This is a genomic window from Pseudonocardia sp., from assembly GCF_035305885.1.
Classification (GTDB): domain Bacteria; phylum Actinomycetota; class Actinomycetes; order Mycobacteriales; family Pseudonocardiaceae; genus Pseudonocardia.
The window spans coordinates 21,828-35,788 of sequence record NZ_DATGOP010000011.1 but is presented as its reverse complement, the minus strand read 5'-3'; the positions used below and the strand labels follow the sequence as shown (position 1 = coordinate 35,788).

General features: G+C 75.6%; 14 protein-coding genes and 1 pseudogene. 10 read left to right on the top strand and 5 right to left on the bottom strand.

Going from position 1 to position 13,961, the window contains the following annotated elements:
• Window positions 1-81: 81 nt before the first annotated feature.
• From VKZ81_RS01950 to VKZ81_RS01940, 3 genes are all read right to left on the bottom strand, one after another.
• Entirely contained in the window at window positions 82-915 is an 834-nt protein-coding gene (locus VKZ81_RS01950; RefSeq protein ID WP_324239621.1) for a CPBP family intramembrane glutamic endopeptidase, read from the bottom strand.
• Window positions 916-1,216: 301 nt separating this feature from the next.
• Window positions 1,217-1,411: a helix-turn-helix domain-containing protein gene (locus VKZ81_RS01945; protein WP_324239620.1), complete on the bottom strand. Its 195-nt coding sequence runs from the start codon at window positions 1,409-1,411 to the stop codon at window positions 1,217-1,219.
• Between the two features lie 407 nt (window positions 1,412-1,818).
• Window positions 1,819-2,754 (bottom strand): AraC family transcriptional regulator, encoded by a 936-nt coding sequence (locus VKZ81_RS01940; protein ID WP_324239619.1) that lies wholly within the window; start codon window positions 2,752-2,754, stop codon window positions 1,819-1,821.
• A 77-nt stretch (window positions 2,755-2,831) separates the two neighbouring features.
• Here VKZ81_RS01940 and VKZ81_RS01935 point away from each other — a divergent pair, with 77 nt between their 5' ends.
• The 5 genes from VKZ81_RS01935 (at window position 2,832) to VKZ81_RS01915 (ending at window position 7,186) form a co-directional block, all read left to right on the top strand.
• A complete protein-coding gene (locus VKZ81_RS01935) occupies window positions 2,832-3,770 on the top strand; it encodes an NmrA family NAD(P)-binding protein (protein WP_491723605.1) in 939 nt (312 codons plus the stop codon).
• On the top strand, window positions 3,767-4,246 hold the full coding sequence (locus tag VKZ81_RS01930; RefSeq protein ID WP_324239617.1) for an anthrone oxygenase family protein: 480 nt from the start codon (window positions 3,767-3,769) through the stop codon (window positions 4,244-4,246). The genes VKZ81_RS01935 and VKZ81_RS01930 overlap by 4 nt, the downstream gene beginning before the upstream one ends.
• 224 nt (window positions 4,247-4,470) lie before the next feature.
• The gene (locus VKZ81_RS01925; RefSeq protein ID WP_324239616.1) at window positions 4,471-5,499 is read left to right on the top strand and encodes a methyltransferase domain-containing protein; all 1,029 of its coding nucleotides are present in this window, start codon (window positions 4,471-4,473) and stop codon (window positions 5,497-5,499) included.
• 171 nt (window positions 5,500-5,670) lie between these two features.
• On the top strand, window positions 5,671-6,591 hold the full coding sequence (locus tag VKZ81_RS01920) for a spermidine synthase (RefSeq protein ID WP_324239615.1): 921 nt from the start codon (window positions 5,671-5,673) through the stop codon (window positions 6,589-6,591).
• 13 nt (window positions 6,592-6,604) lie between these two features.
• A complete protein-coding gene (locus VKZ81_RS01915; protein ID WP_324239614.1) occupies window positions 6,605-7,186 on the top strand; it encodes a dihydrofolate reductase family protein in 582 nt (193 codons plus the stop codon).
• A gap of 162 nt (window positions 7,187-7,348) precedes the next feature.
• Here the strand turns inward: VKZ81_RS01915 and VKZ81_RS01910 are convergent, their stop codons facing one another.
• Together VKZ81_RS01910 and VKZ81_RS01905 are read right to left on the bottom strand one after the other, a co-directional pair.
• Window positions 7,349-8,800 carry an MDR family MFS transporter gene (locus VKZ81_RS01910; protein WP_324239613.1) on the bottom strand — a complete coding sequence of 484 codons (1,452 nt, stop codon included), beginning with the start codon at window positions 8,798-8,800 and terminating at the stop codon, window positions 7,349-7,351.
• Window positions 8,801-8,864: 64 nt separating this feature from the next.
• Entirely contained in the window at window positions 8,865-9,551 is a 687-nt protein-coding gene (locus VKZ81_RS01905; RefSeq protein WP_324239612.1) for a CDP-alcohol phosphatidyltransferase family protein, read from the bottom strand.
• Between the two features lie 110 nt (window positions 9,552-9,661).
• Between VKZ81_RS01905 and VKZ81_RS01900 the strand changes: the two genes are divergently transcribed.
• The 5 genes and pseudogenes from VKZ81_RS01900 to VKZ81_RS01880 form a co-directional block, all read left to right on the top strand.
• Window positions 9,662-10,642, top strand: coding sequence for a zinc-dependent alcohol dehydrogenase (locus VKZ81_RS01900; protein WP_324239611.1), 981 nt, complete (start codon window positions 9,662-9,664; stop codon window positions 10,640-10,642).
• 168 nt (window positions 10,643-10,810) lie between these two features.
• Window positions 10,811-11,209 carry a 6-pyruvoyl trahydropterin synthase family protein gene (locus tag VKZ81_RS01895; RefSeq protein ID WP_324239610.1) on the top strand — a complete coding sequence of 133 codons (399 nt, stop codon included), beginning with the start codon at window positions 10,811-10,813 and terminating at the stop codon, window positions 11,207-11,209.
• A 14-nt stretch (window positions 11,210-11,223) separates the two neighbouring features.
• Entirely contained in the window at window positions 11,224-12,285 is a 1,062-nt protein-coding gene (locus VKZ81_RS01890) for a glycosyltransferase family 4 protein (protein WP_324239655.1), read from the top strand.
• A complete protein-coding gene (locus tag VKZ81_RS01885; protein ID WP_324239609.1) occupies window positions 12,282-13,118 on the top strand; it encodes a class I SAM-dependent methyltransferase in 837 nt (278 codons plus the stop codon). Before VKZ81_RS01890 ends, VKZ81_RS01885 begins: the two co-directional genes overlap by 4 nt.
• A pseudogene (locus VKZ81_RS01880) lies at window positions 13,115-13,927 on the top strand (lysylphosphatidylglycerol synthase domain-containing protein); the annotation flags it as partial. The gene VKZ81_RS01885 and the pseudogene VKZ81_RS01880, both read left to right, overlap by 4 nt.
• Between the last annotated feature and the right edge of the window lie 34 nt (window positions 13,928-13,961).

Here is a 13,961-nt window from a genome sequence, read left to right as displayed (position 1 = left end):
GCAGGAAGGACGTGACGACGAGCAGCAGCGCGAGCGGGAGGTCCCGGACCACGACGTCCGCTCGCCGCCACCGGTCCGCGATCACCGCGCGAGCGTGGTGGTCACCGCCCCCGGCGCCCGCCCGCCGCGGGGTACCAGGTGACCGCGCCTGCGGGCCAGCCACAGGAACACCACCGTCAGCACCACACCGGCCAGCACGGCGAACAGGCTCCCCTCCGGCCCGAACTCCCCACCGCTGACCAGCAGCGGGCCCGACGTCTCCCCGCGCAGCAGGCCGTCCGGCGTGCCGTTCCCGGACACCTCGGTGCCGAAGATCCCGGCGGCGGCGAAGTTCCACCCGAAGTGCAGGCCGATCGGCAGCCACAGGGTGCGGGTGGCGGCGTACGCGGCGGCGAGCATGCCGCCGGCCTCCACCGCGATCGCGATCGCGCCCCACAGGCTCGCGTGCGGGTTGAGCAGGTGCGACGCGCCGAACAGCACCGCGGTCAGCGCCAGCGCGATCCACGTGCCCGCCCACTTCTCGAGCAGCCGGAACAGGATGCCGCGGAACATCAGCTCCTCGGTGACCGCTGCGGCGGCCATGAACCCGACCAGCCCGGCCGCGCTCGCGACCGAGCCGACGCCGTCCACCCCGTAGCCGCCGAGGAGCGCGATGTTGGCGATCACGAACGCGAACATCCCGACGCCCACCAGCACGCCCCGGCCGAGCGCGCCGGCGGCGCCGGCCGCGCCCACCTCGACCGGTCGGCGGCGCTCGGTCCACCGCACGACCCACGTGTACGCCGCGACCGCGAGCACGGCCGTCGCCACCCCGATGACGAGCGTGAGCAGCCCGCCGTCGCCCACCGCGCCGATCAGCTGGGCCCCGGCGAACGCGACCAGCGCCACCGCGACGAGCTGTCCGATCAACCTCATGATCCAAACCTAGGGGTCGGGAGGCCCCGGGGCGTCACCGCCGCGTGGACACCCCGGGTAGCTCGCTCGGGGGACAGGCCCCTACGGGCCGGCCGCCGGCGGCACCCGCAGCACGGCGGGCGAGGGCATCCGTGGGCGCCCGCCTCGCCGAAGATCTCGGCGAGCTGCGCGACCGTGCCGGCCCGCTCCGCCCTCCGGTCGGTCGCGTCGTGGTGGCGGGGGTGCCGGGCTTCGTCGCGTTGTTCGGCATCGCCGCGGCACGCTCGTCCTGGCCGGCCCTCGGCTGCCCGGTGGGTGGGCGCTACGTGTCCTCGCCGCGCTCGCGCAGCTCGCGGAGCTGGCGGCGGATGTCCTCGAGGTCCCAGCGGTGGTGTCCGGTGGGCAGCGTCAGCGTCGGGGTGAGCAGGCCCTGTCGCGCGTACCGGGCGAGCGTGCGCCGGTCGATGCCCAGGTGCTCCGCAGCCTGTGCGGTGGTGAGGAGCTTCGCGGTGGGCACCCATCGACGGTAGGTGCGTCAACCGGGACGAAGCTTGTGCATCGCGCCACCCGTCGCGTCTAGGTCGTCAGGGTCGACTGAGTCAGTTGTCCGATTTTCTGCTAGGCTCCGGTTGCCTTCCCTCGAAAAGAAGGCGGCCCTCGGCCGGTGCGGGCACACCGGCCGAGGGCCTCGATCCGACCTGGAGAAAGCAGGTGCGGACCAGTGCTGGACGGTATCGCGGGGCAGCTGGCGTGGATGCCGGACGTCGTGGCGCGGCTGCTCGCCGAGCACGTGCCGGACGCCCGAGGGCGCTGCCGCGGCTGCGGCTTCCCGGGCACGGGCACGCCGCACGTCCCGTCGCCGTGTTCGCTGTGGCTCGTCGCCGAGGCCGCGAGCCGGATCGCGCGCGACGGCGCGAGCGGTGATCAGCGCCGCGTGAGGGTTCCCGGTGACACCCCGGTCACCCGCTTGAACGCGCGGCTGAACGCGGCCTCGGACTGGTAGCCGAGCCGCCCGGCCACCTCGCTCACGGTGGCGTCGCCCTCGGCGAGCCAGTGGCGCGCCACCTGCATGCGCCAGCGCGTGACGTAGTGCATGGCGGGTTCGCGCACGAGCTCGGTGAACCGCGCCGCGAATGCCGACCGGGACATCGCGAGCTCGTTCGCCAGTGCGGCGACCGTCCAGTCCCGGGCCGGTTCGCGGTGGATCAGCGAGATCGCGCGGCCGATCTGGGGGTCGCGCAGCGCGCCGAGCCAGCCGCGCTGGGCGGCCGGGTCGTGCTCGATCCAGCCGCGGAGGGTCTGGATCACGAGGATGTCCGACAGCCGCGTGAGCACGGCCTCCCCGCCGGGGCGCACCGCGGCCGCCTCCGCGGCGATCAACCGCAGGGTGCTCTGCATCCACTCCGCCTGCGGTCCGCCGCCCGGCTCGACGCAGATGATCCCGGGGAGCAGCGGGACGATCTGGTGCGCGACGGGGTGGTCGAGCCGCACCGCGCCGCAGATGAGGGTGGTGACCGCGCCGCCGCCACCGTGGCGCAGGATCGCGTAGCGGTTGTGGAACTCGTGCTCGAGCGTCACCACGTCCGGCGTGAGCACCCCGGGCTCGCTGCGCAGCACGTGCCCGTTGCCGTGCGGGACGAGGGCCAGGTCCCCGGCCTGCATCACCCGCTCCGTGCCGTCCACCACCAGCTCGAGCCGGCCGCTGGTGACGATGTGGAACCACATGGAGTCCGGCCAGTTCGGCATCGACAGGCCCCACGGTGCCGTGAGCTCCGAGCGGCAGTAGAAGGCGCCGGTCACCCGCAGGTGGTGCAGCGCTTCGCCGAGCGGGTCGTCGGTCTGCACGGGGGCGGCGGTCATGGTCGCCAGTCTCCGCCGTCGATGACCGCGCGTCCACAGTTGCTGGACGAACGAGCAAGAACTCTGGATCAACTGCGATGGTCCGTCCCGGATCGCACCGGCAGCCTGGATGGCGAGGAAGGGAGAACGAGATGATCACGGTGATGGGTGCGACCGGGAACGTCGGACGCAAGATCGTGCAGGGGCTGCTGGCCGCGGGTGAGCCCGTCCGCGCCGTCGGGCGCAACGAGCGGGTCCTTGCGGAGCTCGCCGCCGCCGGGGCGGAGCCCGTCGCGGGCGACGCGGGCGACGCCGCGTTCCTCACCGCAGCCTTCCGCGGCGCCGACGCGGTGCACACGATGCTGCCCTACAGCGCGACCGCGCCGGACTTCCGCGCGGAGCAGGCGGCGCTGGGGACCGCGATCGCCACCGCGGTCCGGGAGTCGGGAGTGCGCAAGGTGGTGGCGCAGAGCAGCCTCGGGGCGGAGCTGGCGGAGGGCACCGGCTTCATCGCCGCGAGCCTGCACCCCCACGAGCGGCGCCTGCGCGCGCTCGACGGCGTCGACGTGCTGCTCCTGCGGCCGACGCTGTTCTTCGAGAGCGTCGTCGCCGGGGCGGCCGGCGTCGAGGCGACGGGCGTCTACGCCGACGTGATCGCCCCGGACGTCCCGGTGCCGATGATCTCCACCCGCGACGTCGCCGCGGCCGCGGTCGAGGCCCTGCGCGCGCGGGACTGGACCCACGGCGAGGTCCGCGAGCTGCTCGGCCCGCGCGACCTCACCTACCCGGAGGCCGCGCGGATCCTCGGGGCCGCGATGGGGCGCCCGGACCTCGAGTACGTCCAGCTGCCCGGCGCCGAGATGGCCGCCGCGCTCGTGCAGGCCGGCTTCTCGCCCGACACCGCCGCCCTGCAGGTGGAGATGGGCGAGGCGATCTCGTCGGGCACGATCACCCCGCAGGGGGGACGCACCCATCGCAACACGACCCCCACCCGCTTCGAGGACGTCGTGTCCGAGCTTCTCGAGGAGGCATCGTGATCGCCACCGTCCTGCCCGTCGTCGCGTTGGTCGGCGTCGTCGGCTCGGGCCTCATGGCCGGGCTGTACTTCGCCTTCTCCACGGCGGTGATGCCCGCGCTGGGCCGGATGCGGCCCGCCTGGGGCACCGAGGCGATGCAACAGGTCAACCGCGTGATCCTGAACCCGCTGTTCCTGCTCGTGTTCCTTGGCACGGGGCTGGTCAGCCTGCTGCTCGTGGTCGGCGCCGCGCTGAGCGGCGGCCCGGGCGCGTGGTGGATCGCGCTCGGCGGCGTGCTGTACCTGCTGGGCAACATCGCGGTGACGGCGATCGTCAACGTCCCGATGAACAACCGCCTCGACACGATCAACCCCCTCACCGACGACGGCGCCGCGATCTGGGCCCACTACCTGCGGCGCTGGACGGCCTGGAACCACGTGCGCGCCCTCGCGTGCACCGCGGCGACGGCGCTGTTGGCCGTCGGCCTCTGGGTGTGAACGGAAATCGGGTGCACCGGCCCCGCGGGTGATCTAGCGTTGCCGCCGTGTTCATGAACTTCCGACGCCGCTGACCCGCCGGCGGCCCCAGGGCTTCCCCGCCGCCGGCGATGCGGGACGGCGCAGCGCCGTCCCGGGTCGCGACGTGGGGATGGTGGACACGTGCCACGCGCAGCTTCGCGCGTCGGCCCCGCCGCTTCGCGTCCCGGTCGTGCCGTCGTCCGGTGACGGCGGCGCGCCTGGTGGCGCGGTGCGTGCGGGGCATCGAGGAACTCCTGGCCGACGAGGTCGGCCGGCTCGGCACCGTGGGGGCGGTGGGGCACCGCGAGGTGCGCTTCACCGCCCGTCCCGGGCCGGCCGTGCTGAGCCTCGCCACGGCCGACGACGTGTTCGTGATCGCTTCCGAGGTGGGCGGGATCGGCCGCGCGCGGGCCGACCTGCAGCGGCTGAGGCGTGCGGTGGCCGCCGCCGACCTCGACCGCGTGCTGCGGGTGCGGGACCGCTGCGGCGGCCCGCCCGGCGCGCGGACGCTCGACGTGTCGGCGTCGGTGCTCGGCAGGCGCGCCTTCAACCGCTACGACCTGGAGGACGCCGCGGGCGAGGTGCTCGCCCGGCGGCTCGGGCTGCCCTACCGCTCGCGGCGGGCGGGCGGCCGACCGCCGGTGGGGGGCCTGAGCTGGCGGGTCACCGTGGTCGACGACCGCGCGACGCTCGCGCTGCGCGTCCCGGCCCGGCCCCTGCACCGCAGGCCGTACAAGGAAGCGTCCGTGCCGGGCACCCTGCACCCGCCGCTCGCCGCGGCGATGCTGCGGCTCGCGGGCGTCGGCGCCGGACAGCTGCTGCTCGACCCGTGCTGCGGCGCGGGCACCCTGCCGATCGAGGCGGCGGGCCACGGCGCCGACGCGATCGGGTGCGACGCCGACCCGGCCGCGGTGGCCGCCGCCGTCGGGAACGGGCGCGGGACGGGCGTCGCCTGGGCGGTGGCCGACGCCGGTGCGCTGCCGCTCCCCGACGGGAGCGTGGACCGGATCGCGGTGAACCCGCCGTGGGCGCGCCAGGTCGCGCCGCGCGGGCGGCTCGCGGCCGCGCCCGACGCGCTGTGGCGGGAGGCCCGCCGCGTGCTGGCGCCCGGCGGGCGGATCGTCGCCCTGCTGCCCGACCCGCGCCCGCCCGCAGGGCTGGAGGTCCAGCGCGTGCTCCCGGTGAGCCTGTTCGGCGCCCACCCCGTGGTCGTGGTGCTGACCCCGCGCTGACCCGCGCCCAGCCCACGACTTGCACACACCCACAGCGCGACTCGCGTGGCCTTCGGCGAGTCGCGGTCTCGGTGCGGGCGAGTCGCGCTCCCCACCCCGGCGAGTCGCGCTGTGAGTGCGGGCGAGTCGTGCTCTGGGTGCGTCGATACCGCGCCGTCGATACTGGGGACCGTGGCCGGGCGGCTGGGGCGCGACGGGATCAGGGCGCAGGTCGCCTCCGGCACCGCCCAGCTGCGCCCCGACCCGGACCGGAGGGCCGGCTGGACCCTCCTGCTCGACGGCACGCCCCAGTCGCACGTCGACCTGGACGATCCGACCCACCTCGAGTTCGACTACATCCGCAGGCTCGGCCACGTCGTCGACCTCGCCGCCGAGCCGCGGCGGCCGCTGCGCGTGCTGCACCTCGGCGGCGGCGCGTTCACCCTCGCCCGGTACGTGGCGGCGACCCGGCCCCGCTCGACCCAGCAGGTCGTGGAGCGGGACGGGGCGCTGGCCGAGCTGGTGCGCCGGGAGCTGCCGCTCGACCGGACCTGGCGGGTTCGGGTGCGCACCGGCGACGCCCGGGACGTGGTCGGCAGGCTCCCGCGCGGCGCGTTCGACCTGGTCGTCCTCGACGTGTTCGCCGACGCCCGCACCCCCGCCCACCTCGCGTCGACGGAGTTCGTGCAGGCCGTGGCCGAGGTGATGGCCCCGACCGGGACGTACGCGGCGAACCTCACCGACGGCGGGGCGCTCGCCTTCGCCCGCGGTCAGGTGGCGACGGTGCGCTCGGTGTTCCCGCACGCCTGCGTGGTCGCCGACCCGGCGGTGCTGCGGGGGCGGCGGTTCGGCAACCTGCTCGTCGTCGCGAGCCGCGGCCCGCTGCCGCTCGACCGCCTCGCCGCCCGGGCCGCCGGCGACCGGTCCTCGGGCCGGCTTCTGCACGGACCCGAGCTCGACCGGTTCCGCGCCGGCGCCCGCCCCGTCCACGACGCCACCGCGGTCGCCTCACCCCCGCCGCCGGACGGCACGTTCGGCGCGGGCACCGCAAGTTCTGATACCGATGCGGATTCCGGGGGCCGCGCCGATCAATACCGTCGCCGGCGACGATGAACGGAGGTCGCAGATGAGCAGGCGAGTGGTCACCTGGGCCAGCATCAGCATCGACGGCTACACCAGCGGGCCGGGTGGGCCCGAGCAGGACACGTGGCTGTACGAACACGCGACGAAGAAGGAGTCGGCCGAGTACTTCGAGGGCGTGTGGCGCGGCGCCGACACCGCGGTGCTGGGCCGCACGAACTACGAGGGCTTCCACGCCGTGTGGCCGGGGATCACCCGCGACCCGGCCACCGACCCGCGCACCCGCGAGCTGGGCCGCTGGTTGGACTCGGTCGAGAAGGTGGTGGCCTCCCGCACGCTGCAGGAGGCGCCCTGGGAGAACTCGCGGATCACCCGCGACCTCGAGGGCGAGGTCAAGCGGCTCATCGACGAGCCGGGGCGCGACATCCTCGTGCTCAACAGCGCCAGCGTCATCCAGGCGCTGCTCGCGGCCGACCTCGTCGACGACGTGCGCTTCTCGGTCGTGCCGGTGATCCTCGGCGGTGGCCTGCGGCTGTTCCCCGAGGGCCTGCCGTCCTCGCGGTGGACCCTCGCCAGCTCGGCCGCGCTGGCGCACGGCGCCGTGTCGCTGCACTACCGCCGCGCCTAGCCGGGCCGGGGTGCCGACCCCACACACCTCGGGTGCACCGCGCACAGCGCCGGCGGTGCGTGCAGCACACCCACGGTTGGTGAAATCGCCCTGACGTGGGCCGGCGCGTGTGCGGCCGCCTGCTGGTGGCGCCGCGCGCGCCGCCGGCAGGCTCCTCGCGCCTCAGCCCGCCGCCGGCTCCGCGGCGACCTCGTGCTTGCCGCGCCCGACCAGGAGCGTGAGGGGGAGGGCGGCCGTCGCGATGATCGCCGCCACCGTGAACGCAACCCGCGCCCCGACGACGTCGGTGCCCGCCGTGGCCCCCGCGGACGCCACGGCCATCACGGTGACGAACAGCGCCGTGCCCGCCGCCCCGGCCACCTGCTGGAGCGTGGCCATGATCGCGCTGCCGTGCGAGTCGAGGTGGCCGGGCAGCCGGCCGAGGGCGTCGGTCATGAGCGGGGTGAGCATCAGCGAGATCCCGAGCACGAGCACCACGTGGAAGACGACGACCATCCACAGCGGCGAGGTCGTACCGAGCGTGGTGAACGCCCAGAGCGCGCACGTGAGCACCGCCGCGCCCGGGACGACGAGCCTGCGCGGCCCCAGCCGGTCGTAGAGGCGGCCGACCACCGGGCCCAGGAGCCCCATCGCGAGCCCGCCCGGCAGCACCGCGAGCCCCGTGACGAACGGGCTGATGCCCAGCACGTCCTGCAGGTAGAGCGGCAGCAGGATCAGCACGCCGAACAGCGACATCATGCTGAGCACGACCAGCGCCATGGCCAGCACGAACGGGCGGTGGCCGAACGGCCGCAGGTCGAGCAGGGCGTTGCCGTCGTCCTGCAGCCGCAGCTGGCGCGCCACGAACACCGCGAGCGCCGCCGCCCCGACCAGGACCGGCACCCACGGCGTGACGAGCGCGTGCCCGCGGGCGGACTCGCCGACGAGCGTGAGCCCGAAAACGAGGCCGCCGAACCCGAGCGCCGAGAGCGCGACCGAGCCGAGGTCGAGCGGGACCGGGCGCACCTCGGCCGCGACGTGCAGCCACCGCGCCCCGGCCGCGAGCGCGACGAGCGCGATCGGTAGCACGACCCAGAACATGAACCGCCAGCCGAGGGTGCTGAGGATCACGCCCGACAGCGTGGGACCCACCGCGGGGGCGACCGCGATGACGATCGTGATCGTGCCCATCGTGGCGCCCCTGCGCTCGGCGGGGACCAGCCGCAGCACGGTGGTCATGAGCAGCGGCACCATCACGGCGGTGCCCGCGGCCTGCACGATGCGGCCCGCGAGCAGCACCGGGAACCCGGGCGCGAGCGCGCTCACCAGTGTGCCCGTGCTGAACAGCAGCATCGAGGTGAGGTAGACCCGCCGCGGCGGGAACCGCTGCAGCAGGAACCCCGTGATCGGGATGACCACGGCCATCGTCAGCAGGAAACCGCTGGTCAACCACTGCGCGGTGGTCACCGAGATGCGAAGGTCCTCGATCAGCGCGGGCAGCGCGACGCTCATGATCGTCTCGTTGAGGATCATCACGAACGCCGAGCCGACCAGCAGCCAGATCACCAGCGACGCACCCGCGGTCGGGGTGGTCTGCGGTTCGGTACCGGGGTCGCCGGTAGCGGGGGCGGTCATCGAGAGCTCCTGTGGGTCACGGGCTCCTCGACGCTACAGATCCACTCCGACGGCGGCCACGGAGTTAGCCGTGGGCGAGCGCGAGCCGCTCGGCCCGCCACAACAGCCGCACCGACCGCCCGAACGACCACGCCAGCGCCGCGAGCGCGCCGGCCACCAGCGCGACGGTGACCGCGTGCGGGAGCAGCCCGGCCGACGCGACCACGAGCACCACGCCCTGCAGGGCCGCGACGGTCTTGGCGGCGTAGCTCGGCGGCACCGGCCCGCGCAGCCACGGCAGCAGCCACCCGGCGACGACGAACGCGTAGCGCATCCCGCCGATCGCGAGCGCCCACGGCCCGACGATCCCCGCCACGTGCACGCTCAGCACGAGGATGAGGAAGGCGTCGACCTCCATGTCGAAGCGGGCGCCCACCGGCGACGCGGTCCCGGTCCGGCGCGCCACCTTCCCGTCGACGCCGTCGAGCACCAGGGCCACGGAGGCGAGCACCACCAGCGCGACGGTCGACGTCCACCCGGTGAGCAGCCCTTCGACCACGATCGCGGTGACCCCGCCGACGAGCAGCGCCCGCGCGAGCGTGACGACGTCGGCGGGCCCGAGCGCGGACCGCCCGGCTCGGTGCATCGCGGTGGACAGAAGCCCCAGTAGGCCCGCCGCGTACACCACTCCGACCAGCACACCGAGCGGTCCGAGCCCGAACGCGGCGGAGAGCCCGGCCAGGATCAGCAGCTGCACACCGGCCGCTGCCACCTGTTCCGGACCCCCCTTCACTACTGTGCAGGTGCTGGTGACCACTCCGCGTTCCACCTCCGCATCACGTCCGCGCGGGCCGATCGGTTCACTCCGGGAAGGAATGAGAGATGGGACACACGGCCCGCGCGTTCTGGCTCCGCGCCCCCGGCGAGGGCGAGATCAGGACCGTCGAGCTGCCCGATCCCGGCCCCGCCGACGTGGTCGTCCGCACCGTGTACAGCGGGGTGAGCCGCGGCACCGAGACCCTCGTCTTCCGCGGCGGCGTGCCGCGAAGCCAGCACACGATGATGCGCGCTCCCTTCCAGGAGGGCGAGTTCCCCGCCCCGGTGAAGTACGGGTACCTCGCCGTCGGCGTGGTCGAACACGGACCACCCGATCTCGTCGGCAGGACGGTGTTCTGCCTCCACCCGCACCAGACCCGCTTCGTGGTGCCCGCGACGGCCGTGACGCCGGTCCCCGACGACGTGCCCGCCGCCCGCGCCGTGCTGGCCGGCACGGTGGAGACGGCGGTGAACGCGCTGTGGGACGCCGCGCCGCTGGTCGGCGATCGGATCGCCGTGGTCGGCGGCGGCATGGTGGGTTGCAGCGTCGCCGCCCTGCTCGCAGGCATCCCCGGGGCCGAGGTCGAGCTGGTCGACGCCGACCCGGCCCGGGCTGCGGTCGCCGAGGCGCTCGGCGTGGCGTTCGCCACGCCGGAGGACGCCACCGGTGACCGCGACCTCGTCGTGCACGCCAGCGCCACCGAGGCGGGTCTCGCACGGTCGCTCGAGCTGCTGGCGGCGGAGGGCGAGGTCGTGGAGGTGTCCTGGTACGGGGACCGGCCCGTGTCGGTCCCGCTCGGCGAGGCCTTCCACTCCAGGCGGCTGACGATCCGGTCCAGCCAGGTCGGCACGGTCGCGCCGCGGCGGGCCCGCCGCGGCTACGCGGGCCGCATGGCGGTGGCGATGCGGCTGCTGGCCGACCCGCGCTTCGACGCGCTGATCACCGCCGAGCACCCGTTCGAGGAGCTTCCCGCCCTGATGCCCCGCCTCGCGAGCGGTGCGCTGCCCGCCCTGTGCGTGCGCCTGCGCTACCCGGCAGCCCGCTGACCGGCGCAGCGACCGCTACCCCGGTGATGGGGCCGCCCGGCCCCGTGCTGGGATCGTGCGGACCCCGTTCCCCCGCACGGGTCCTCCCGACACCGACCACGGTGAACTTCCCGGGGCCGCGGCACGTGTGGGGGTAGGAACGCATCCAGGCGCGGCGAGGGAGCGAGAGTGTTCAGCATCACCGTCCGGGACCACATGATGGTCGCCCACAGCTTCCGGGGCGACGTCTTCGGTCCCGCACAGCGACTGCACGGCGCGACCTTCGTGGTGGACGCGACGTTCCGCCGCCCCGAGCTCGACGACGACGGCATCGTGGTCGACATCGGGCTCGCCACCCAGCAGCTCGGCGAGGTGCTCGGCGAGCTGAACTACCGCAACCTCGACGACGAGCCCGCCTTCGCCGGCGTCAACACCTCCACCGAGTTCCTCGCCAAGTGGGTCGCCGACCGGCTCGCCGAACGGATCGGCGACGGCAGGCTCGGCGAAAGCGCGCGGGGGATCGCCGCGATCGCGGTGACGCTGCACGAGTCGCACGTCGCGTGGGCGAGCTACGAGCGTTCCCTGTGACGGCGCCCGTGATCGTGCGACCGCTGCACGTGGTCGTCCCCGCGGACATCGACGACCCAGCCCGCCCCAGCGGCGGCAACGCCTACGACCGGCGGGTCTGCCACGCCCTCCCCGCGGCGGGCCGCGCGGTGCACGAGATCGCGGTCGCCGGGGCGTGGCCCGAGCCCGACGCCGCGGACCGCGCCGAGCTGGACCGGCGCCTGGCCGAGGTCCCGGACGGCGCCGACGTGCTGCTCGACGGGCTGGTCGGCTGCGCGGCGCCCGACGCGCTCGCCCCGCACGCGCGGCGGCTGCGGCTGGTCGTGCTGGTCCACCTGCCGCTGGGTGACGAGGCGGGGCTGCCGCCGGCCGTCGCCGCCGACCGCACCGCCCGCGAGCGCGCCACCCTCCGGCTCGCCACCGCCGTCGTGGCCACCAGCGCCTGGACGGCGCGCCGGCTCGCCGCGGTGCACGGCGTCCCGGCCGACGGGGTCCACGTCGTGCCGCCGGGGGTCGAACCGGCCCCGCTCGCGGCCACCGAGGAGGCGGGCACGCGGCTGCTGTGCGTCGGCTCGATCACGCCGACGAAGGGCCAGGACCTGCTGGTCGAGGCGCTCGCCGCGGTCGCGGACCGCGGCTGGACCTGCCGGCTCGTCGGCCCGGTCGTCCGCGACCCCGCGCACGTCGAGACCGTGCGCGGGCTCGTCGAGCGGCACGGCCTCAACGGCCGGGTGGAGATCACCGGCCCGCGGACGGGGCGAGAGCTCGACGCGGCCTACGCCGCCACCGACCTGCTGGTGCTGCCGTCGCGCTCCGAGTCCTACGGGATGGTCGTGACCGAGGCGCTGGCCAGGGGCATCCCGGTGCTCGCCGCCGCCGTCGACGGGGTCCCGGGAACCCTCGGCCGCGCGCCCGACGGCACGGTGCCCGGCCTGCTGGTCGCCCCGGGCGACGCCGACGCGCTGGCCGACGGGCTGCGCCGGTGGCTCGACGAGCCACGGCTGCGGGAGGCCGCCCGCACCGCCGCCCGGCAGCGGCGCGGGGATCTCACCGGGTGGGAGGTGACCGCGCGGTGCTTGGCCGACGCGTTGACGTGAGCGCGCCGGGCTCCCCGGTCACGCCCGACTGGCTGGCGCTGCGCGAGCCCGCCGACGCCGCCGCGAGGGCGGTGGAGCTGGTCGACCGGCTGTGCGGGTGGCTGCAGGAACGGCCCGACGAGCCGATCGTGGTGCGCGACCTGGGCTGCGGCACCGGGTCGATGGCCCGCTGGCTCGCCGGCCGGCTGCCGCGCCGCCAGCACTGGCTGCTGCACGACCGCGACCCCGTGCTCGTCGAGCGGGCGATGGCGCAGCTGCCGGAGGCGGCCACCGCCGAGCCGCGGATCGGCGACCTCACCGACCTCGACGCCGCCCAGCTCACCGGTACCACGCTGGTCACGGCGTCGGCGCTGATGGATCTCCTCACCGCCGGCGAGGTGGAACGCCTCGCCGCCGCGTGCGCGGCCGCGGGCTGCGCCGCGCTGATCGCCCTCTCGGTCACCGGCAGCGTGCTGATCACCCCGGCCGACCCGTTCGACGCCGCCTTCGCCTCGGCCTTCGACGCCCACCAGCGGCGCACCGTCGACGGGCGCAGGCTGCTCGGCCCCGACTCCGCGCCCGCGACGGCGGCGGCGTTCGACCGGCACGGCATGGCCGTGGTGCGCGCGCCGAGCCCGTGGCGGCTGGGCCCGGACGAGGCCCCGCTGATCGAGCAGTGGCTGCGCGGGTGGGTCGCCGCCGCGTGCGAGCAGCGGCCCGCGCTCGTCGCGGAGGCGGAGGCCTACCTCGGGCGCAGGCTCGCCGCGGCCGAACGCGGCGAGCTGCGGGTGGTCGTCGGGCACGCCGACCTGCTCGCCCTGCCCGGTGCCGCGGACCCGGAGCCCCGGCCGTGACGGCCGCCCGGGTGGCGCGGCCGCTGGCCGTCGCCGTGCTCGTCGGTGCACTCGTGTGGTGGTCGGGCCCGCAGGCGCTGCTCGACGCGCTGTCGGCCCTGCAGGCGGGCCCGGTGCTCGCCGCGCTCGCGCTCGGCGTGGTCACCACGGTGGCCAACGCGTGGCGCTGGTGCCTCGTGGCGCGCGGGCTCGGCCTGCGCCTGTCGCTGCCCACCGCGGTCGCCGACTGCTACCAGGCCCTGTTCCTCAACGCGGTGCTGCCCGCCGGGATGCTGGGTGACGTGCACCGGGCGATCGGGCACGGCAGGCGCAACGGCGACGTCGGGCGCGGCGTGCGCGCGGTCGTCCTGGAACGCCTGGTCGGTCTTGTCGTGCTGGTGGCGGTGGCCGCCGTGGTGCTCGCCCTGCAGCCGACGCTGCTCGGCGTGCTCGCCGACCTCGTGCCCGGGGCGGGGTGGCTCGGCATCGGCCTGCTGGCCGCGCTGCCGGTGCTCGGCTGGTGTCTGCGCGGACGGCTGCGCCCGGTGGCCGCCGAGGTCCGGGCGGTGCTCGGATCCGGAGCCGCGCCCGCGATCGTCGGGCTCTCCGTGCTGGCGCTCGGGGGCTACCTCGCCACGTTCGTGGTGGCCGCCCGCGCCGTCGGCGCCACGGCGCCCGTCTCCGAGCTGCTGCCGCTCCTGGTGCTCGCGCTGCTGGTGATGGCACTGCCGCTCAACGTCGGCGGGTGGGGGCCGCGCGAGGCCGTGGCCGCGGTCGGGTTCGGCGCGGTCGGCCTCGGCGCGGCCCAGGGCTTCGCCGCCGCCGTCGCCTACGGGGTGCTCTGCATGGTGGCCTGCCTGCCCG